Genomic DNA, 20,001 nt, shown 5'->3' with positions numbered 1-20,001 from the left:
CTATCCGACGAAGGCGACGACGATCAGCACCACCAGCACCGCATAGACCAGCCCGCCGAACACGATCATCAGCGGGTTGAAAGCGGGCGAGAGCGTCGCCTGCGCCATCTGCGTGAACTGGGTGAGAAGCTGCGGCCAGGTGTAGGATACGAAGTCGCCCTGGCTCATCACCGCGACGAGCCGATCGTCCTCGTCCACCACCGGCAGGCGGCGAAAGCGTTCGTTCGACATGACCTGCAGCCAGTCGAGCACGTTGTCGTCCTTGCGCGCCATGCGGACCTCGCGGGTCATCACCTCGCTTACCGGGGTCGTCCTTGGATCGCGGCTTTCCCCGATCACGCGGCGGAAGATATCGCGCTCGGTCATCACGCCCAGCACGCGGCGCTCGCCGTCGGTGACGATGACCGAACCGAAATTCTTTTCCGCCATCTGGGTGACGGCGTCATAGACCGTAGTTTCGGGCGCGACGGTGAGCGGCGGGGCCTTGCTCGCGAATTCCTTGCGGTCGGCGATTCTCATCAGGCGAGGTCCTTCCTAGGTCAGCATGTCCTCGTGCAGCCAGGCGTAGCGGCGGTGGCCCGACGTATCGCGGGTGAGGTCGAGCGCGCCGCGACGGCGGAAAAAGCGCGCGAAGGGACCGGCCGAAGCGGCCCGCGGATTGCGCGCGCGGAAGTGGTCGGGACGGGGGTGCGGAGACGTGTCCGCGCGGGATACCTGGTCGGTCATACATAGGTTAATGAGGCACTGGCCCGCACGTTCCCTCGAAAGGCGAAGGCGACCGCGCGGCCTGGCCCGAGCCGCCGGTTCCCGGCCGCGGCGCCGGTCAAGGGGACGAGGCGGTGCGTCGCCGCTCGCCCTCCCGCCGCATCAGGGTGAGGGCGGCGGCCAGGTCATTCACCGGCGCGGGTCCCTGCCAAGGCAGGGACCTGTCTCCACGAAGCGCCGACGCCGAGCCTCCCGCCGACCCGCAAGCTCACTCGCCGCCCGCATATTCGAACGCGCGCACGGGTACGGGAATGTTGCAGATGTCCGCTCCGCCCGCCGGCGTGATGAAGAAAGCATCGCGCCGGTTGGCGCGGGCCTCGGCATAGCGGGCGAAGATATCGCTTTCGGTCGAGAGATATTCGTAGAGCGGCCGCTCCTCTTCCGGCAGTTCGCTGGCGATGCGGACCGACAGGATCGGAGTGCGCTTGTCGCGCTCCTCCGCGCTGTAGAAGCCAAGCTCGCCCTTGCCGCGCGGCAGCGAGGAAAGGTGCTCCATCCCGCCAATCACCCGCCCGATCAGCGCGATGTTGCGATCGAGATGGCGCGGCGCATGGCCGATCACGGTATAAAGCTCCGCACCCGATCCGGTGTCGGGAGAATAGTTCCGCCCGACGCCAACCATGCCGTAGCAGTGGACGGGCCAAGCGTCCCGAGAGTTGGTGGCAAATGCCCAACCACGAGCAAACTGTGTGGGAGGGGGCCAAACCTCCTCCTCGAAGCAGGTTTCCTCCTCGGCAGGAGTGCCGGGGTTTTCGACGACGCATAGTGTGCGGAAGAACTCAGCATCCTCGGCGAATGACATTGCGGGAAATGCAGTCGCCTTTAGGTAGGGCTGCGAATACTCCTCTTCCCCCATCACCTTCAGCCCCTCGGGCAAGGGCTTCGGCTTTCCCGCGGCCTCGGGATTGTCGTAATTGGGATCGCCCCACTGGACGACGTAATTGTCCTGCACCCGGTTGACGCTCGTCCCGTCATACCAGCGCTCGCGGGCGAGCAGGCGGATGTTCTCGACCCACCCTTGCGAGAACGGCGGCGGCATCAGCTGGATCACGACCTCGCGCGCGTTCCCCTCGGCATCCGGTGCGAGCGTCATCACCAGCAGGTCCTCAGGGGGAATGACCACCCAGTCCTCCTGCGGCGCCGCGTTGACGATGTCGGCGGGACCCGGCCGGGTTTCGGTGTCCTGCTGGGCCGAGGCGGGCAGGGCGAGGGCGAGGGCGAGCGCCGCAGCGGCGGCGAGAAGGGCGTGTCTCATGAAAAAGGGTCTGCCACAGGCCCCGTCCAATCAAAAACCCCTTTCCACGCGTTTTCGGGGGCGGAAAGGGGTTTTCGAGGCGGCGTTCGCAGGGAATGCCATTCCGCGCAGCGCCGTCCTGGGCGAGTCGTATACCACAATTGCGCGCGCCTTCCCATGATCCCTGCATTCGGAGCGCCTTGCGAACCGCGCCGTTCGTGGCTAGGAGCCGCGCCTTGCCCCAAGGCAAGCGCGGAGCAGTGGCCGAGTGGTCGAAGGCGCACGCCTGGAAAGTGTGTATACGGCAACCCCGTATCGAGGGTTCGAATCCCTCCTGCTCCGCCATCATCCTCCAGCCAACCCGATCCGAAGCAAGAGCGCCCGTGAATTCGGGGGCGCGGACGGTGCCGCCTTCGTCATTTGCTCGCGGCATCTCCTGGTCGGGACCGAGGGCTAGCGGCGGGGCAGCATGATCGCCGCGGTCGCGGCGAGGACCGCGACATCCTCGCCGATCGCGGCGGGGATGCGGCCGAAGCGCGCGGCCGCCGCCTTTCGCAGCCGCACGCCTGCCTCGGCCGAGGCCACCGCGGCAAGGCCCGCAATTGCGCCCGCGAGCGCCTTGCTCCCCGGTTTCGCGAAAGCGCCCGCGACGAAGGCGGCGCTGGCGAAGCGCGCGGCGAGGCCGCCGGGCCGGGTCCGGTCGGGGGCGTCGGGGGAGGTGTCGGCGACGAACTCGCCCGCCGCCAGCGCGAACGCTCCCGCGCCGAGCAGGGGATGGCGGCGCATCCCGCGGGCGAGCGCGAGGCCCGCGAGCGGGCTCAGCGCCCGCTGCCCCGCGACGAGACCGATCGCGAGCGGGCCCGTGACCGGCGTCGCGGCGAACGGGCTGGCGGTCCGGGGCGGGCGGGCAAGGAGGGAATGGGTCATGCACCTTTCAATCCTCCTCCGGCGCGTTTGATCCTTGGTTCCTGCGCTCGCCGCGGCCGGGCGTGAACTTTCCCCGCGCTCGCGCTTTGATTCGGACGTGAGACCGGTCCCGCTCTTCTGCCGCCTGCTCGTCGCCGCCTGCGCGGCTGAGCCTTCGGACGAGCCCGAAAAGGAGCGGGATCCGGGCCTCTCCGGGCTTTACGAAGGGATTGCCGAGGCTCCGGAGGGGGCGGGCGCGGGCGACCGGCTGTGCCTCGTCGGCGGCGAGGGCGAGGGCGAGGGCGAGGGCAAGGGCGAGAGCGAGGCAAGGCAGGCCCGGCTCGCCTTCGTCACGCTCGGCGGCGCGATCACACGGGGCCGGGCGGCGTGCAGCGGGCTAGGCACGGCGCGGCGTGAAGGCGGGCCTCTCGTCGTCACGCTCGCGGGGGACGGAGACTGTTCGTTTACCGCCGCGATCGAGGACGACCGGATCGCCTTTCCCGCCGAGGTGCCCGCCGGCTGCGCCTATTACTGGAGCGCGCAGGCGAGTCTTGCCGGGCGCGATTTCGTGCTGGTCGAGGCCGGCCGCGCCGCCGCGCGGCGCGCGCGCGACCTCGTCGGCGACCCGCTGTGTCCCTAGCGCAGCGTGTTGCAGGGCGATGACGCACCGCGTCCGTCGGCGCCCCACTTGCGATACCCGCTGCTGTCGATGTGGAACCGGATGCCGCTGTAGAAGCCGAGCCCGGTGCTGTATTCGCGCCCCTTGCGGCGATGGGCGCGGCAGAGCGTCTCGATCAGCTCGCCGCGGGTGATGTCGTCCTGCGGCACGAGGTCCATCGCGAAGAACATCCGGTGCGCCGATCCGGGCCTCCCGCCGGAACAGCTGTTGAGCCGCTCGTTGCGATAGGCCGACAGGACCTCGAGATCGCCAACGGACGGCACGACTTCCTCGCGCACGAAGGCGAGGGTGTCGACGATGTTCGCCCATTGCTGGACCGGCGCGACCTCGAACGGCTGGGCGCTGCATTGCCGCCAGGAGGAGGAGGTCCGCACCAATTGCCAGGTTGACAGGACGTTATCGACCCCGCGCGCTGCGAGGAAGGTGGAGAAGGCGCGGACATTCTCGCGGTTCTGGGGCGAACGGGCGAGCCAGGCGAGATAATCCGCGCGCGACTGGCTGGGCGCCTCGGTCTGGGCCTGCGCCGGCGTCGGCGCGGCAAGCACGGCGGCGAGCCCGCTCGCCAAGCCGCCCGCGGCGATCAGCGCGCCGCGCAACCAGGATCGAAAGCCGGGTGTCACGGCCCGCAAATGGGTTCGGGCGGGCGCGCTTCACGGCCGCAGCGCGGCGAAACGCCGCAGCGGTGCGACGGGGCGCTGAAAATCGATCTGGATCAGGTTTTCCGTTTGCGATCATGCACTTCGATACGGGAACGCAATCCGCGCCCACCGTTGGTTCGGCATGATGACGAAATCCCCACGAACGATTCTTTCCCGGCCCTGCGCCCGCGCCCTGTTCCCGGCGGCGGCGCTTCTCGCCGTTGCCGCCTGCGGCGAACGGGACGGCGAGGCGGCCATGCTCGGCTCCGTCGACGAGGCGGAGAGTTCCGCGCAGGGCGACGGCGGGCTGGTCGCACCGGAACGGGTCGATTCCGAAGCCCTCAGGAGCGCGGTGACGGAAGAGCGGGCGCGCGCCTTCTACGAGGAGCGCGGCTGGGAACCCGCCTGGAGCGACGCGGAGGCACGCGCGCTGGTCGAGACGCTGAATCGCGCCGGGCGGCACGGGCTCGACCCGCGGGACTATCTCGAGCCGATGCAGGATGCCGGGAGCGATCCCGCCGCGCGCGAGGCGGCGCTGACGGCGGCGGCTTTCGCGCTTGCCGATGCGCTTGCCGACGGGAAGTCCGATCCGGACGAACTGTTCGAGGTCTACACGCTCGAGCGGCCCGAGGTCGACCTTGTCGCCGGGCTCGAACGCGCGGTGGGCGAAAACCGGGCGGGCGAATGGATCGAAAGCCTTGCCCCCGACAGCGAGGAATATCGCGCGTTGTCGAAGGCCTATGTCGAGAACGCCCGCAGGGCCGCGCGGCGCGAGGGCGACACGATAAACGAGGGCGATCTGATCCGCCCGGGCGACCGCGACCCGCGCGTGCCGCAGATCGCCGATCGGCTGCGGGAGAACGGCTATCTCGACGCGACATCCGGGGAGGAAGGCAGCGACGAGCGCTACACCTACCGCATGGCCGAGGCGCTGCGCGCGATGCAGCGCGACTTCGGGATCTCCGATGACGGTATCGTCGGGTCCGATGCGCTCGCGGTGCTCAACATCGCCGCCGAGGAACGCGCCCGCCTGCTCGCCGTCAATCTCGAACGCCTGCGCTGGCTCGAACGCGACGCCCCGGAGAGGCGGATCGACGTCAACATCGCCGCCGCCACGCTCGACTATTTCGAGGACGGGACGATTGCCGACAGCCGCGGCGTCGTGGTCGGCCAGCCCGACTGGAAGACGCCGCAACTGGGTTCGCCGATCTTCCGCCTCGTCGCCAATCCGACCTGGACCGTGCCCAAGTCGATCGAGCGCGAGGAGATCGAGCCGAGGGGCGAGGACTACCTCGCGCGCAACAACATGGTCCGCCGCGATGGCTGGGTGGTGCAGCTTCCGGGGGAGGACAACGCGCTCGGCGAAGTCAAGTTCGACATGGACAACGACGAAGCGATCTATCTCCACGACACGCCCGCGGTGGACCTGTTCGATCGCAACCAGCGCCATTTCAGCCACGGCTGCATCAGGGTCGAGGACGCGCCCGGGTTCGCCCGGATGCTGGCGCGCGAGGCGGGGGTCACGGGCGAATACCGCGAGGCGAGGGAGAGCGGCGAGGAAAGCTTCGTCCGGTTGCCGCGGCAGATCCCGGTGCGCCTGCTCTACAAGACCGCGTTCCTCGACCGAGAGGGTGCGATCGAATACCGCACCGATCCCTATGGCTGGGACAACCGGATCGCCGAGGCGCTCGGCTACGAGCCGCGCGAGGCGCCGCGGATCGAGATATCCGTCAGCGACGTAGGGCCGTGACGCTTGCGCCCGGCCGGTCGCACGGTCGGGCCGATCCGACGCGTCGCTGCCTGCCGGGCGCCGCCCCGGTTACACCGTCATCGAAGTCCCGCGGTAGATCCGCGCCCGGTAGCGCGAATCCTGCGCGTCGGGGAGCGGAGCGCCGACCAGCAGGACCGCGCGGGTGAAGCGCTTCAGTTCCTCGGCGTGCTCCGCCTCGTCGCGCGGTTCCTCGCTGCGGACCCGGCGGGTGAGGTTGATCTGGTTGACCGGGACATCGTGCACCAGCCGCTCGTTCTCGACCGCGAGCGTGGCGGTGAAGGCGTGAAGGCTGGTCTTGACGAAATTGGCGAAGGCGAAATCCGCCCCGTCGCTGCCATAGGGCACCTCGGGCGAAACCAGCACGACCTGGCAGTGGTCGTAGAGCGAGGCCTTGCGCGCGATCCGGTAATGCCGGGTGACCTGGTCTTCGACCATCTTCGCGAATTGCGCGGTCGGCAGGACCTTGCCGTCGTCGAGCAGGGTCGCGGGGAGCGGTTCGGGCGGCATCGAGACGACCGTGGTCGGCCGGCCCCATTTCGACAGCGCCTCGTCCATCGCCTGTTCGATCGCATCGCCCGCGACGAGGACGTGGAGCGCGTCTGCGCCGATGTCCTTCCCCAGCAGGTCGCGCACGGCCTTTTCGCGTGCGGCATTGCCGGTGACGAGGACGCAGTGCGCGACCTTGCAGTCCTCGATCATCACCCGGATCGTTTCGGCGACGTAATCTGCGAGATGCCCGCCCATGATCCAGACGGTCTTGCCTTCCATCTGCGCTACGCGTTCGGGCTTGGGGCTGCCGAACATCTCGCGTTCCGTGTTAGAGCGTTCGACCCGCAGCCCGCCCGACGGCATGAAGGTCTCGCCCGACACCGCCCGGTCGGCGAGGAAGAAGACCGTGGCCTGCGCGACCTCGGCCTCGGTCGGCATGGCGCCGAGGTGGAGCTGCGAGATCACGCCCCTGCCGACCCCGGCGGCGACCTTGTCGACCTGCGCCTGCGGCAGGAAGGGCTTGTCCTGCGGAGGCACCAGCTTGAGCCAGGTCGCGCCGCCCGCCTCGCAATATTGCGTCCATTCGTTCGACCCGATCAGCATCCCGCCCAGTTGCAGCCGCACCAGCAGGCGCTGCGCCATGCCTTCGGTGAGGAGGTACTGGTCCCAGGTGCACACCCCGTCGCCCTCGGCCGCGAAATCGAGCGCGAGCTTGCGCAGCGTTTCGGGTGCTTCGGCATCGTGGGAAAGAGTGCTGGTCGAATTGCGCGACAGGCGGGTGAGGATCCGGTCGGCATCCGCCCCGCCGCGGATCGCCTCGATCACCGCTTCGTAGACGGCGTTGAGACGCTTGTTCTCGAGGATCAGTTTCGCCCGGCGCTGGAACAGGCCGGGCTTGCCGCCCGTGCCCGACAACCGGTCCCCGTCGACGGGGCCTGGGGCGATGGCGTTGAACTGCACCTCCGGTCCCAGATAGGCCGAGAAATTTTCCACCATCGCGCGCTGCCCGGCCTTCGACAGGCCGTAGTCGGCGCGGTTGGGATAGGCGACCGCGAGGAATTTCTCGCCGCCGAAATAGGACGAGACATTGAGGACATAGCCCGATCCCTGCTCCTTCATCAGCGGGACGACCCGGCTCATCAGGTGGTAGTTCGAGACGAGATTGGCATCGAGCGTGAAACGCCAGGCGTCGGGTTCCATGTCGACCACCATGTCCTCCGCGCCCGCGACGCCGGCATTGTTGATGAGGTAGTCGATCCGCCCGAATTCCTCGAGCGTCGCGTCGATCGCGCGGTCGAGCGAGGCGAAGTCGCTGACGTCGACATCGGCCATGATCTTGACGCGCCGTTCCACCCCGGCAAAGCCGATGTCCTGCAATTCGCCCACGATCCGCTCGCGTGCGGCGACGAGCTCGCTTTCGCGCCGGGCGACCATCATCACCTTTGCCCCCGCAAGAGCGAGCAGCCGCGCGACCTGACCGCCGATCCCGGCCGAACCGCCGGTGATGAAGGCGACCTTGCCGAGGTGCAGCCCGGTGATGTTCTCGGCGAAACCGACCATCGCCTTCCTTGCGCCGGTCTCCTCGGCGATGCTGGCGGGAAGTTTCAGATCGATTTCGGCGATGCGCTGTTCGCGGAACAGGACGCGGGTCGCGTGGCCCGCGGCGAAGCGGATGTTCTCGACTTCGGCATTGGTGTGACGCACGATCTGGTTCGACCAGACCGCGTGATGGGTCTCGCCATTGTCGGCCTGGACGCGCTCCTCGTCGCGCCAGACGCGGATCAGCTGGGTGATCCCGGCCGACAGCACGCCGGCGAAGGCATTGCCCGCCCCGTCGCCCGGATTGGTCATGAAGACGCAGCGCGGCGGCGAGGGCATGTCGGCATGGCCGCGCCAGTAGCGGGCGAAGCTGCGTGCGGTGGCGATGGCGCCGGTCAGCTCGGTTTCCATGAACGTGCCGACCGTCGCATCGTCGGCCTTTAGCAGCGGGCCGGAAAAGTGACCTGCGGGCTTGACCGGCAGCACGATCGCGCCCGTGATCGGAGCCCCGGCATCGCGTTCGAAATCCGCCAGCGCTGCTTCCATCGCCTGCGGTTCGGAGCGGGCGAAGCGGGTCACGGTCAGTTCTTCGCCGGTGCCCTGCGCCTTGAGCCGCGCCCTAGCCTGCGCGACATCGGCGTTGCGCGCAAGGCCGAGGCGCACTGTCGCGCCGGCGCCGACCAGCACTTTCGCGCTTTCGATCGCTTCGGCCCATTCCTCGCCCGCCGCGATGAAGATCGCAAGGCCCGCCCCGTCGAGCGAGCGCATCGAGGGCCGGGTCATGTAGGTCGAGGACGAGTCGCGGTTGGCCGACAGGCCGTGCGTCACGTCGATCTCTTCGCCGGTGATGCCGCCCGCCTCCTCGCTCGCCAGGAACAGGCAGGCGCCCGCGATGTCGGCCGGGGCGGGGAGCGGCTTGCCGTCGAGCTTGCCCTTGACCGGCCGGGTCAGCGCCATGCGGCTCGTGAAATAATTCGCGGTCGTGTTCTCGGGCTGGTTCTGGACCGCGTCCATCGCCGCGAAGACGGTGCGGATGCGGTCGCTCTCGATCGGACCGGGAAAGACCGTGTTCACCCGGATCCCGCGCGGCCCCAGTTCCCGCGCGAGCTGGCGGGAAAGCGCGTTCAGCGCTGCCTTGGGCACGACATAGGCCGTGCGCCCGTAATAGCGGGTGTGCGAGAAGATGGTGGAGATGTTCACCATCGCCCCGCCTGTCGGCATCATCGGCGCAGCGATCCGCGCGAGGTTCCAGGTCACGCCGAGGATGTTCCTCATCGCGTCCGATACCGTCTCGCTCTCGCCCGCGGCCTCCCTCTCCTCGGCGGTGAAGGGGACGTTGTGGAGCGGCTGCTTCGGCCCGGCTGAACCCGCGTTGTTGATGAGGATGTCGATGCGGCCGTAATCGGCCTTGATCTTCTTGAACGCGGCGCGGATCGAATCCGGATCGCTTCCGTCGAGCACGGCGACGTCCACCCGTTCGGGCGCGACGCCGGTATCGGCGATGAGCGCCTCGCGCGCTTTCCCGATCCGTTCCGCGGTCCGCCCGGTCATGATGACGAAGGCCCCTTCGCGGGCAAAGGCGCGGCAGATTTCGCTGCCGAGATTGCCCGCCGCCCCCGTGACCAGCGCGATGCGGTTCGCGAGCCTGCCCTTTTTCGCCTCTTCGCCGGTCTTGCTCACGCATTTTCTCCGTTATTGGGGCCTGCGGCCTCGCCCGCGGCCCAGTATTCGAGCAGTTCGTTCTTCGTCCTGAGCCCGGTTGCGGGCAGCGCGTGGTTGGCGACGTAGGTCGCGCCCGCATGGCGATTGTCCCACATCGACTGGTGGGCCTGGGGCAGGCCCTCCCATTCGACCAGCGTCGGCTCGGTCACGTCGAGAAGGCCGGCCGAGACCATTTCGTTCATGACCGTAACCTCGTGCGCGTTGCACAGGTGCGTGCCGAAGATCTCGGCCGCCGGCATGTAGATGCGCCGCTGGCGGGTCCACACCTGCGGTGCGTAGAAGGTGTAGCGTCGCCCGGCCATGTCCTCCGCATAGACCACCCGCCCGCCGAAGGGCTTCACCAGCGAGGTCGAAACGCCGAGCGTGTCCTGGCCTGCGCGCTCGATCACGAGATCGGGCACGCCGCGCGGATTGCCGGGCGATCGCAAAAGCTTGCCGACCGCGGTGCCGAACGGCTTCAGGGTGTTCTGCTGATAGGCGCGCACGCCCGCCTTGAAGCTTTCGATGTCCTCGCGCGCATCGGGCAGGCGGGGCAGCGTGTCGGGCCAGTCGAAATCGGCGTCGCGGCGCTTCAGCCCCTCGATGCTGACGATCCCCTCGACCGAGTCCTCGAGCCCCAGCGACTGGAGGAATTCGCGCTGCCCGTCGGTGGTGGTGACGATCACCATGCGGACCTTGAACAGGCGCGCGGCCTCGATCATCTCGAGACCCTTTTCATCGGCCAGCGAGCGGGTTTTCGGCCCGTAATAGAGCAGCACGGATTCCCCGCCGCGCAAGGACGCACGCTCCATGATCTCTTCCGGGCGGACCTCGCCGCGCTTGCCCATGAAGCTGAAATGATAGCCCGACGACGCGCCATAGAAGGCGAGCCTGCCCCCTTCGGCCAATAGCTGGAAACTGCGCGGGAAGGCGCGCTCGCCCGCATGGCTGACGACGAAATCGGCAAGCTTGCCCTCGTTGATCGCGCGGTATCGTTCGAGCAGCGCCTCGCCCCGGCGCTCCCATTCCTTCGCCGCGTGGGGATCGTCGGGGACGGGGGTGAAGCAGTCCGCGATCGCCGGGTCCTGCCGGTTGATCGCGCCGAGCGCACCCTGCGCCCTGACGAATTCGGCGCGTTCCTCGCTCGAGACGAGCCCGGTCGCGGCGAGCCCGGTGCGGATCGAGGACTTGAGCGCGTCGAGCCCGGTGCCGGTCGCGGAACCTTCGACGAAGATCGTCTTGCCCGGCGTGATCCGGAGCGTCGTGAACAGGCAGCGCGTCACCGTGCCGAGATTGAGCGTGTAGGCGCCCGCCTGTTCGAGCGTGAGATCGGCGGGCGGCTTGTGCAGTTGCGGACCCTGCACGGTCAGGAACTGCGCGTGGCTCCCCGTCTTCGTCTCGTAGCCCTGGATCGAAAAGCCCGCATACATCGGGTCCTCGCCCGCCGTCGGCGAGAGCAGGTCGCTGGTCCCCGAATAGACCGCGACGAGATCGCCGATCTGCAGGCGGCCTTCTTCCTTGAGCTCGCTGCCGAGCCCCACGACCAGCGCGAGCCCTCCGGAGCCCGTCACCTGCACGTCCTCGTCATGCGCGTCGAAAGGCGAGACGGGGATGCCGGTGAGCGCCCAGATGTCGTTGAAATTGACCTCGGACGTGAGGAGGTAGATCAGCGCCTCGTTCGCCCGGGGCTTCGGCGTCTTCACGACCAGTTCGCGCTCGTTCTGTGCTGGCGGGCCGAAGCGCGGCGCGCCGGTGTCGGGATCGCGCGCGATGCCGAAAGCGAGCTGGTAGGGCGGGATCGCGGTGACGCCGGGATAGAACGGCGCGCCCATCGGCAAGAGGTCGCCGCTTGCGATCAGGCGGGCCTTGCGTTCCTCGTGTTCGTCATAGACCCACACGCCGTCGCGGCGGACGGGCAGCGGCGGGCTCTGCTTGTCCATGAACTGCTGGATGCCGCGCTTGCCGCCTTCCGGGTCCATGATCGCCTCGGCGAAGCGTTCCGCCTCGCGCTTGAGCCCCGCGTCCATGCCCCTGGTCCAGCCCTCGCGGATCGCGTCGAGCGCCCGCTCCCCCGCCTTGCCGCGGCCCGCCCAGTCGAGCTGCCTGAGGATGCGCTGGAGGAACTCGTCCGCGAGCGCCGCGTCGAGATCGATCGCGGCGGGTTCGCGCCAGTTCTCGGTCGCCTTCTGCCGTGCGGCGAAGGCCTGCCCCAGCAGGCTGTCCTGCGGCGAGACGACGAATTCGCGCACCATCGCGTGGGCGCACGACAGCGCATCGTCCGAGCCTTCGGCCAGCGCGTCGATCGCGCCGATGGCGAGCGCCTTTTCCGCCTCTATGGCGCGCCCGCCGAGGATCATCTCGAGCGCGTCGCGCAGGCCCTCCTCGCCCCGCCGGTCGGCGAGCAGGCGGGGCAGGCGCTGCGTCCCGCCATAGCCCGGCAGCAGGCGTAGGTTGATCTCCGGCTGGCCGAAGCGCGCCCGCGGTTCGGCGACACGGTAATGGCAGGCGAGCGCGAATTCCATGCCGCCGCCAAGGGCCACGCCCTGGATCGCGGCGATGCACGGCTTGCCCATGGTCTCGATCGTGTGGAAGGCGAGCTGCGCGTTGTCGGGCAGGGCCCTGGCTTCCTCGGCGCTGTTCACCTCCTCGAGCATCTGCCGGATGTCCGCGCCCGCAACGAAGCTCGCCGTGCCGCTGCCCGTGAAGACGCAGGCGACCACGTCGTCCTTGCGCGCGAGGTGCCCGGCGATGATCACGAGTTCGTCGAGCGCCCGTTCGTTGAGCGCATTCACCGGGGGATTGGCGACGGTGACCGTGGCGACCCGCTTGCCCGGCGCGAGCGTGTTGTACTGCACCGTGAAGAAGCGATACCGCTCGAACAGGGACTGGCTGTCCGAAAGGTCCTGCCGCCGCTTCCACGCTTCGACCGCGCGCCTCAGCTCTTCGAGGCTGTCCGGATTGCGCAGGGTCGAAACATCGCCCACATCGCCCCCTTCGACCACGGCGCGGACCATGCGGCGGACATATTTGCCCGAACGGGTCTCGGGAAATTCGGACAGCTCGATGAAGTCCGAAGGCACCGCGACCGCGCCTTTTTCGGTGCGGACGAGGTCGGTCAGGCGGCGGCGATCGTCCTGCGTCAACCGGCGGCCCTCGACCGGCGTGACGAAGGCGACGGGGGTCACGCCCTTCTGGCTGTGCGGCGCGCCGATTACGATGACGTTGCCGACCGGGGAGGCGGCATCGAGCGACTTGTCGCGCAGGATCGCGCCCTCGATCTCCTCGGTCCCGATGCGGTGGCCCGAGACGTTGATGACGTCGTCCGAACGCCCGTGGAGCGAGAAGGAGCCGTCCGGGTGGCGCATGGCGAAATCGCCCTGGGTGTAGGCCCAGGTCCCGCGCCAGCGCTTCCAGTAGGTCTCGCCATAGCGGGCGGTATCGCCGCGCCAGGCGGGGCTGACGCGCGCCGCGCCGTCCTTCACCTCGACCTCGAAACGCCCGGTATCGCCCCAGATGGTGCGGGTGAGATAGGGGTAGGGCAGGGCAATGACGATCTCGCCCTTTTCGCCTTCCCCGGCGGGCCGCCACGGCGCGCCGCCGTCGTCGGCGCGGGCGTAGCCGGCGGTTTCGCTGGCGCAGGAACCGCCTTCGTCCTCGACCCAGACGTCGCCCATGATCCAGGGCAGCGGAAAAGTGTGCGCGTTGGCTTCGAGCGGAAAGCCCTCGGATCCGGCGAAATGGGTCCAGGCGATGCCGCCATGCTCGGTCGCCCAGTAGGAATTGATGTAGCGAGGGGTCACGTGCTCCATCGCGAAGGCCTGCACCGCCGGGGAGACCGGCTCGGCGCAGAAGGTCGCGCATTTCAATGAGGACAGGTCGTAGCGCTGGATGTCCTTCAGGTTCTCCGGGTTCTGCATCACCGATTTCAGGAAGGTGACGCCGGCCTTGAAGATGGTGACGCCATAGCGCTCGATCGTCGCGGCGAAGCGGCCCGAATGGGGGAAGACCGGCGAACCCTCGGTGACGACGGTGGTGACGCGGGTGAGAAGGGCGGCGGCGATGAGATAGCTTTGCCCGGTGATCCACCCCGGATCGGCGACGACATAGAGCACGTCGCCCGGCTCCGCCCCGAAAGCGGCGGGCATGGTCGCCGCGACGCCGCTGGCATAGCCGCCATGGACATGGACCACGCCCTTGGGCTTGCCGGTCGAGCCCGAGGTGTAGATGATGAAATTGGGATATTCGGCATCGACCGGCAGCACCGGAGAGCCCGCCCAGATCGCCCGCACGAATTCGTCGTCGGGCAGCGCGAGCAGCGCCGCCTCGTCCGCGACGTCGAAGCCCGCTGCGCGCGCGGCGGCGAGCAGGTCCTCTCCCGCCTTGTCGGTGAGGTCGTGGCTCCAGTGGTCGCGGCCCGCGTTCCATGGCAGGTCGGGCTGCCCCGTGTGCCTGACGACGACCACGGCATCGACCCGCTCGGGCGAGGCGACCAGCGCCTCGGCGATGGCGATGCGAAGCTGCGCGGCCTGTTTCGGGGTGAGCGCGTCCCCGCCGAGTTCGCCGGCGCCGATCGCGCTCAACGCCTTGCCCACGCCGCGCATCACGTCGGAACGTTCGACCGTGACCTCGCCTTCGAGCACCTCTGCGACCGTCTCGCGTATCAGGCCCGCCTGCGCATCGGAGACAGACAGTTCCTTGTCAGCCAGCGCCTTGTCCATCAGGTCGAGCGCGACCGGCACGGCAATGAAATTGTCGAGCGCGGGATCGGTGTAACTGGGCTTGAACGGCACCATCTGCGCGTTGCGGAAGGACCCGTCGGCGGTGACGATCACGCGCGCCCCGGCATCGGCGATGCGATCGGACAGGGTCTTGTCGCTGAACCCGCCGAAGACGGGCGTGTAGACGACGCCCATGCGCTTGGCGCCTTCGGTCCAGTAGATCTGTGCGGGGATGCTCGGCATGTTGAGCGCGATGCGGTCGCCCGGCTTCACCCCCAGCGCCTTGAGCGCGAGGGCGCATTTCGCGCTTTCGAGCAGCAGCTTGCGGCGCGAGACGATTTCCGAATCGACGGGTCCGCCGCGGCCGCCGTCGCTCGCCATGTTCCAGCGGTCGCCTTCGTAGATCAGCGCCGCTTCCTCGCCATGGCCGGCAAGCACGTGGCGGTCGACCTCGTTGAAGGCGGTGCTGGTCAGCCCGCCTTCGAACCAGCGCCAGTCGGGCGGGGAATCGTCGTTGAAGGCACGGGTCCACGGCTCGAACCCTTCGGGCCAGTCGAAATCCAATGCCTCGCCGGTCGCTGCGTCCCAGCCGGTCCAGCCGCCCCGGTCGTCGTCGAAGAACGCCCAGGCGCCGTTGGTCCCGGCGTCGGGCACGAACCAGCAGATGCGGCGCTTGGCGATGGCGCCGTGGAAGGCGCCCGGGTCCGCCCGGCAGGCGGCCTGCATACGCGCGTAGTCGGCGCGGTCCGCGATGCGGTCCGCGGCCAGCGATCCGGCAGGCCGTGCCTGCGCGTGTGACGATGCCTCGGTCGAAGCCCCCTCCCCCCGTTTGAGTGCGCCCCCTTGCGGAGGACCGTTACACTACGCGCGGGATTCGCGAAAGTTCCTTGCACCCGCCGTGCGCGAGCGGTTCTTTTGTGTCGCTCGGCACTTGGCAAGGGCGCGCTGCTCGGGGCGGGGCGGGGCCAGTTCGGGCGGGGCGCGGCAGGGCGTGGCGCTTTCGGGCTCGATGGAGATGGGCATGAAGCCCGCGACCTGCGATATGTCGTGTCTGTCCAATCGGTTGAGAAATTCGCAAGCTAGCCAAGGGCGAGGTCGCTCCCGTTCGAACGCGCGCAACGCCTGATCGTCTCGGTCCGCTCCCGAAAATCCTGCCGCGTCATCGGGCAGGGAAAGCCGCGTCATCGGGCAGGGAAAAAGGAAAGTCGCATGAAGACCCTGCTTTCAACGATCGAGCGCTATGCCGACCTCACGCCCGAGGAGCGCGAGGCGGTCGAAGCGCTGCGGCAGGCCCCGCTGGTGCGCGTGCCCGCGCGTCAGACCACGCTCAGCGAAGGCGACACCCCCGGGGTCGTGCGGCTGCTGGCGCAGGGCTGGGCCTACCGTTTCAAGGACCTGCCCGACGGGCGGCGCCAGATCGTCGGCCTGCTCCTGCCCGGGGATTTCTTCGATCTCGGCGTGCGGGTGGTCGACGAGATGGACCATTCGGTCGCCGCGCTTACGCCGATCACCTATTACGCGATCCTGCCCGAAACGCTGGAGCGCTTGGGCGAGAACCACCCTCGGATCGCCCAAGCGCTCGCACGGCATGACAGCGTCAACGCCGCGATCCACCGCGAATGGCTGCTCAACCTCGGCCGGCGCAACGCCTTCGAACGGCTCGCGCACCTGTTCCTGGAGATATTCCTGCGGCTGCGCGCGGCAGGGCTTGCCCAGAGCCGGGAGTGCGATTGCCCGCTGACCCAGAACGATCTCGCCGATGCGACCGGCGTGACCTCGGTTCACCTCAACCGCACGATGCAGGAACTGCGCCGCGAGGGCCTCGTCGAACTGCGTTCGAAGCGGCTTTACATCCGTGACTACGACCGGCTCAGCCAGGTGGCGATGTTCAACCGGAACTACCTGCGGATCGGCCGCGAGGCATGGACAGACGCGCGATGACGGAGCCCTTCGCGTGGCCTCCCGGGGAGACCGCGATGGCCCGGCGCATCCGCAAGACCGACTGGAGCGCGACCCCGCTCGGCCCGGTGAGGGACTGGCCGCCCGAAGTGCGCTCGCTGCTGATGATGATGCTCGGCGCGCCGCTGCCGATGAACATGTATCTCGGGCGCGACCTCCTGCTGCTCTATAACGATCCGGCCTGCGAGATCTTCGGCGACAAGCATACCGCAGCGCTCGGCCGGCCCGCGCGCGAGACGTTTCCCGAGGTCTGGGAGACGATGGGCGACCGGCTCGAACGGGTGCTCGCCGAGGGCCGCCCGCTCACGCTCGAGGACATCCCGACCGCGCTCGGCCGCAACGGGACGGTGCAAGAGGCGGTATTCAACCTCCATTCGACCCCGATCCTGCGAAACGGCGAGGGCGAGCCGATCGGCGTGATCAGCGTCTACGAGGAAAAGACCGGGACCGCGCTGACCGAGCGGGCGATCCGCAAGAGCGAGGAACGCTTCCGCCAGTTCGGCGACGCCTCCCCCGACGTGATCTGGATGATCGACGCCACGGGCGAGCGGTTCGAATATATTTCGCCCGCCTTCGAGACGGTCTGGGGCGTGAAGCGCCGCAGGGTGCTCGGGGACCGTTCCGCCATGGCGAAATTCATCCACTCCGCCGACCGCGAGCGTGTCGGGCAGGTCGCCGCGCGGGTGTTCTCGGGCGAGCGCGCGCAGGTCGATTACCGCATCCTGCGGCCCGACGGCGAGGTGCGCCACATCCACGAGGTCGGCTTCGCGATCCGCGAGCCCGACGGGGACCGGATCGTGCGGATCGGCGGGATCGCGCAGGACCGCACCGACCGGGTGCGCCAGCGCAAGGCGCTCGAAGACAGCGAGCGGCGCTTCCGCACCTTGGTCGAGGGGATCCCGCAGCTCGTCTGGAGCGCGCGGGACGGGGCCGAATGGACCTGGTCGAGCCGGCAATGGGCCGAATTCACCGGGCAGTCGCTCGAACAGAGCCTCGGCCGGGGCTGGGTCGAGGCGATCCACCCGGACGACCGCGAGACCGCCTGCGGGTCCTGGCGCCGGGCCGAGGCCGAAGGATTCTTCCAGAGCGAGCTGCGCGTGCGCCGCGCCTCGGACGGGGCCTATCGCTGGTTCCAGTTCCAGGCGTCGCTGGTCGAGAACGAGGGCTCGGTTCCCGACTGGCTCGGCACGGCGACCGATGTCGAGGAGATGATGGAGCTGCAGGAGCGTCAGAAGCTCCTGCTCGCCGAATTGCAGCACCGGGTTCGCAACCTGCTCGCCATGGTGCGCTCGATCATCCGCCAGTCGGCCGAGGGGCACAAGGATGTGGACGACTATGTCGCCCACCTCACCGGCCGGATCGACGCGATGGCGCGCACGCAGGTGATGCTGACGCGCAAGGCAGGGGCGGCGATCGACCTCGAAAGCCTGATCCGCGACGAACTGTCGCGCGTCGCCGAAGAGGAACGGCTCGCGCTGAGCGGGCCGGTGGTCGAATTGTCGGCCAAGGCGGCGGAGGTCCTGACCCTCGCGATCCACGAACTGGCGACCAATTCGATCAAGTACGGCGCGCTCGGCTGCGAGGGGCGGCTCGCGATCCGCTGGTTCGTGACCAATCGCGAAAACGGCGAATGGCTCGAGGTGATGTGGGAGGAAGCCTGTCCCGACCGCGTCGCCGAAGCCTCGCGGCGCGGGTTCGGGACCGAACTGATCGAGGGCCGCGTGCCCTACGAACTCAAGGGCGAGGGGACGATGCGGGTGCGCCCGGACGGCCTCCTCGCCGAGATCGCCTTCCCGCTCGAGGCAGGGGCGAGTATCCTGGAGCCCGGACCGGGCTGTGCCGAAGGAGGTGGCGAATGATGGGGGATGCGGGTTCGGATCGGCCGCTGGAGGGACGGCGGGTGCTGATCGTCGAGGACGAGTATTTCCAGGCGCGCGAGATCGCGCTCACGCTGGCGAAGGCGGGGGCCGAGATCGTCGGCCCGACCGCGCACGCCGCGGAAGTGGCGGAGCTGATCGATGCGAACCCGGTCGATGTGGCGATGCTCGACATCAATCTCGGCCGCGGGGCGAGCTTCGACGTGGCGCGCTTGATCCGCGACCGGGGGCTGCCTTTCCTGTTCCTGACGGGTTACGATGTCTCGATCATTCCCGAAGACCTTGCCGGACCGCCGCGGCTCGAGAAGCCGGTCAACCAGGACGACCTGATCGCGCAGCTCACCGAACTCGTCGGGGCGAAGGCTTCATAGGGGCTTCATAGGATTTCGCGCGTCGCCCGGTCGGCGGCTTGCGGGTCTGCGGCGGTCTTGCCGTCGGCTTTCCGGGGGCAGGGGCGGATTTCCCAGAAGCTCCCCGCTAGCTCCTTGATCGTGCACAGCTTCCTGACGCCGCGCCACAATTCGGCCGAGCGCCCGCCGCCCCGGCGGTGTGCGATTTCAAGGGCCTGATAGGCATTGCTCGCGCGGAACTCGATATCGGGCAGCGGAGCCTTGCCGATGCAGTCGAACCGCAGGGAATAGATTTCCTCGGGGGAAGCGACCCTTCCCGAGCGGCTTGCGGCCCTTTTTTGTTCGTGCATTGCCATGACGACCTCCTCCGTCGGTCAGCCCGGCCTAGGCCGGGCAGGTTCGCGGGGGCGCTCACCTTTGTCAGAAATGTCATGGCTTTGCGACAGACCGACGGGTCAGGCCCGCTGGACCGTTCGCGTCGGGCGCGCAGGGCGGGCTTCGTCGCGTGGCGGGTGCAGCCCGCCGAAACCGGGAGGGGGCGTGATCTTTGTTAGTGCGCCCCGCCGCCCGGCTTGCGAAACCCTGCACGAGGCTACCGGCAGCGCGCCGGCCGATCCGGACCAAGGGAGGAACTGGCCGATGACCGACACCGTGAACAGGGAAGAGACCCGTGCGCTCATCTCCTCGAACAAGGTCGAGGACACCAATGTCTATGCGAGCGACGGCGACAAGATCGGGCACATCGCCCATCTCATGATCGGCAAGCGGAGCGGGAAGGTCGAATACGCGGTGATGTCGAGCGGCGGCTTCCTCGGCATGGGCAGCGAATACCGTCCGGTGCCGTGGGGCGCGCTGAGCTTTGACGAGAGCAAGGACGGCTACGTGCTGGGCATGGACAAGAACCGCCTGCCCGATGCGCCGTCCTACGAACGCCACGAAAACCCGAACTGGGACCCTGACTATGGTGCGCGGGTCAATACCTATTACGGTCTCGGCGCCTGAAGGAGCGCGGGCGCCGGGATGCGCCCGGCCTTTTTGCGCGGCGCGTTCGAGGACGAGCGGGCAGCGCGGCCGGGCGCATTTTTTCCCTGAATGAGCGATGACCGGGATCCCGGGCGGCGGCGCGAGGAAGCGCCGCGCGTCGATGCGGACGCCGCGCGGGGCGGGGAGATCATCCTTCGCACCCGGCGCCGCCGCGCGATCTTCCTCGGCGGGTTCGCTGCGTTCGTGCTTTTCGTCGTGATCGCAGGGGCAGTGATGGCGGGCTAGCCCCCGGACCGCGCGAGGCGTCGTTGCAGCCGCCCGGCGGACCGGCTCCGGGCGTCCCGACCGAGGCCGCGTCCGCGCTCGCCGCGCGTGCCTCGGCCTCGTCGGT

General features: G+C 68.7%; 15 protein-coding genes and 1 tRNA gene. 8 read left to right on the top strand and 8 right to left on the bottom strand.

From position 1 onward, the window contains the following. From BLU08_RS07405 to BLU08_RS07395, 3 genes are all read right to left on the bottom strand, one after another. Positions 1–519, bottom strand: coding sequence for a CBS domain-containing protein (locus BLU08_RS07405; RefSeq protein ID WP_090197539.1), 519 nt, complete (start codon positions 517–519; stop codon positions 1–3). Positions 520–534: 15 nt separating this feature from the next. Further along, a complete protein-coding gene (locus BLU08_RS07400) occupies positions 535–726 on the bottom strand; it encodes a hypothetical protein (RefSeq protein WP_090197536.1) in 192 nt (63 codons plus the stop codon). A 247-nt stretch (positions 727–973) separates the two neighbouring features. Further along, positions 974–2,020 (bottom strand): peptidylprolyl isomerase, encoded by a 1,047-nt coding sequence (locus BLU08_RS07395; RefSeq protein ID WP_090197532.1) that lies wholly within the window; start codon positions 2,018–2,020, stop codon positions 974–976. A 233-nt stretch (positions 2,021–2,253) separates the two neighbouring features. Here BLU08_RS07395 and BLU08_RS07390 point away from each other — a divergent pair. Then, positions 2,254–2,344, top strand: a tRNA-Ser gene (locus BLU08_RS07390). A gap of 108 nt (positions 2,345–2,452) precedes the next feature. Here the strand turns inward: BLU08_RS07390 and BLU08_RS07385 are convergent. Then, the gene (locus tag BLU08_RS07385; RefSeq protein WP_090197529.1) at positions 2,453–2,926 is read right to left on the bottom strand and encodes a hypothetical protein; all 474 of its coding nucleotides are present in this window, start codon (positions 2,924–2,926) and stop codon (positions 2,453–2,455) included. A 97-nt stretch (positions 2,927–3,023) separates the two neighbouring features. Here BLU08_RS07385 and BLU08_RS07380 point away from each other — a divergent pair, with 97 nt between their 5' ends. After that, positions 3,024–3,545: a hypothetical protein gene (locus BLU08_RS07380; RefSeq protein WP_157674479.1), complete on the top strand. Its 522-nt coding sequence runs from the start codon at positions 3,024–3,026 to the stop codon at positions 3,543–3,545. Here BLU08_RS07380 and BLU08_RS07375 read toward each other — a convergent pair. Further along, positions 3,542–4,180, bottom strand: a complete 639-nt coding sequence (locus BLU08_RS07375) for a hypothetical protein (RefSeq protein WP_090197523.1) — start codon at positions 4,178–4,180, stop codon at positions 3,542–3,544. The genes BLU08_RS07380 and BLU08_RS07375 overlap by 4 nt on opposite strands. A 184-nt stretch (positions 4,181–4,364) precedes the next feature. Here BLU08_RS07375 and BLU08_RS07370 point away from each other — a divergent pair, with 184 nt between their 5' ends. Further along, on the top strand, positions 4,365–5,972 hold the full coding sequence (locus BLU08_RS07370) for a murein L,D-transpeptidase (RefSeq protein WP_233996136.1): 1,608 nt from the start codon (positions 4,365–4,367) through the stop codon (positions 5,970–5,972). Between the two features lie 69 nt (positions 5,973–6,041). Here the strand turns inward: BLU08_RS07370 and BLU08_RS07365 are convergent, their stop codons facing one another. Further along, positions 6,042–9,701: an SDR family NAD(P)-dependent oxidoreductase gene (locus BLU08_RS07365; protein WP_090197520.1), complete on the bottom strand. Its 3,660-nt coding sequence runs from the start codon at positions 9,699–9,701 to the stop codon at positions 6,042–6,044. After that, entirely contained in the window at positions 9,698–15,166 is a 5,469-nt protein-coding gene (locus BLU08_RS07360; protein WP_090197518.1) for an AMP-binding protein, read from the bottom strand. Before BLU08_RS07360 ends, BLU08_RS07365 begins: the two co-directional genes overlap by 4 nt. Positions 15,167–15,649: 483 nt before the next feature. Between BLU08_RS07360 and BLU08_RS07355 the strand changes: the two genes are divergently transcribed. From BLU08_RS07355 to BLU08_RS15150, 3 genes are read left to right on the top strand one after another with little or no spacing between them, the layout of a single operon-like run. Beyond that, positions 15,650–16,381: a Crp/Fnr family transcriptional regulator gene (locus tag BLU08_RS07355; RefSeq protein WP_090197515.1), complete on the top strand. Its 732-nt coding sequence runs from the start codon at positions 15,650–15,652 to the stop codon at positions 16,379–16,381. Continuing rightward, positions 16,378–18,258 (top strand): PAS domain S-box protein, encoded by a 1,881-nt coding sequence (locus BLU08_RS07350; protein WP_172801000.1) that lies wholly within the window; start codon positions 16,378–16,380, stop codon positions 18,256–18,258. The genes BLU08_RS07355 and BLU08_RS07350 overlap by 4 nt, the downstream gene beginning before the upstream one ends. After that, entirely contained in the window at positions 18,255–18,647 is a 393-nt protein-coding gene (locus BLU08_RS15150; protein ID WP_157674478.1) for a response regulator, read from the top strand. The genes BLU08_RS07350 and BLU08_RS15150 overlap by 4 nt, the downstream gene beginning before the upstream one ends. A gap of 5 nt (positions 18,648–18,652) precedes the next feature. On the opposite strand, the gene BLU08_RS07340 is transcribed toward BLU08_RS15150, so the two are convergent. Further along, positions 18,653–18,976 (bottom strand): hypothetical protein, encoded by a 324-nt coding sequence (locus BLU08_RS07340; protein WP_090197508.1) that lies wholly within the window; start codon positions 18,974–18,976, stop codon positions 18,653–18,655. A gap of 289 nt (positions 18,977–19,265) precedes the next feature. Here BLU08_RS07340 and BLU08_RS07335 point away from each other — a divergent pair, with 289 nt between their 5' ends. Both BLU08_RS07335 and BLU08_RS15320 read left to right on the top strand, forming a co-directional pair. Beyond that, a complete protein-coding gene (locus BLU08_RS07335; protein ID WP_090197504.1) occupies positions 19,266–19,628 on the top strand; it encodes a PRC-barrel domain-containing protein in 363 nt (120 codons plus the stop codon). 90 nt (positions 19,629–19,718) lie between these two features. Continuing rightward, positions 19,719–19,895, top strand: coding sequence for a hypothetical protein (locus BLU08_RS15320; RefSeq protein WP_172800999.1), 177 nt, complete (start codon positions 19,719–19,721; stop codon positions 19,893–19,895). Positions 19,896–20,001 lie beyond the last annotated feature (106 nt).

Source organism: Erythrobacter sp. HL-111 (assembly GCF_900105095.1).
Classification (GTDB): Bacteria; Pseudomonadota; Alphaproteobacteria; order Sphingomonadales; family Sphingomonadaceae; genus Erythrobacter.
This window is presented reverse-complemented; position numbering and strand designations above follow the sequence as displayed.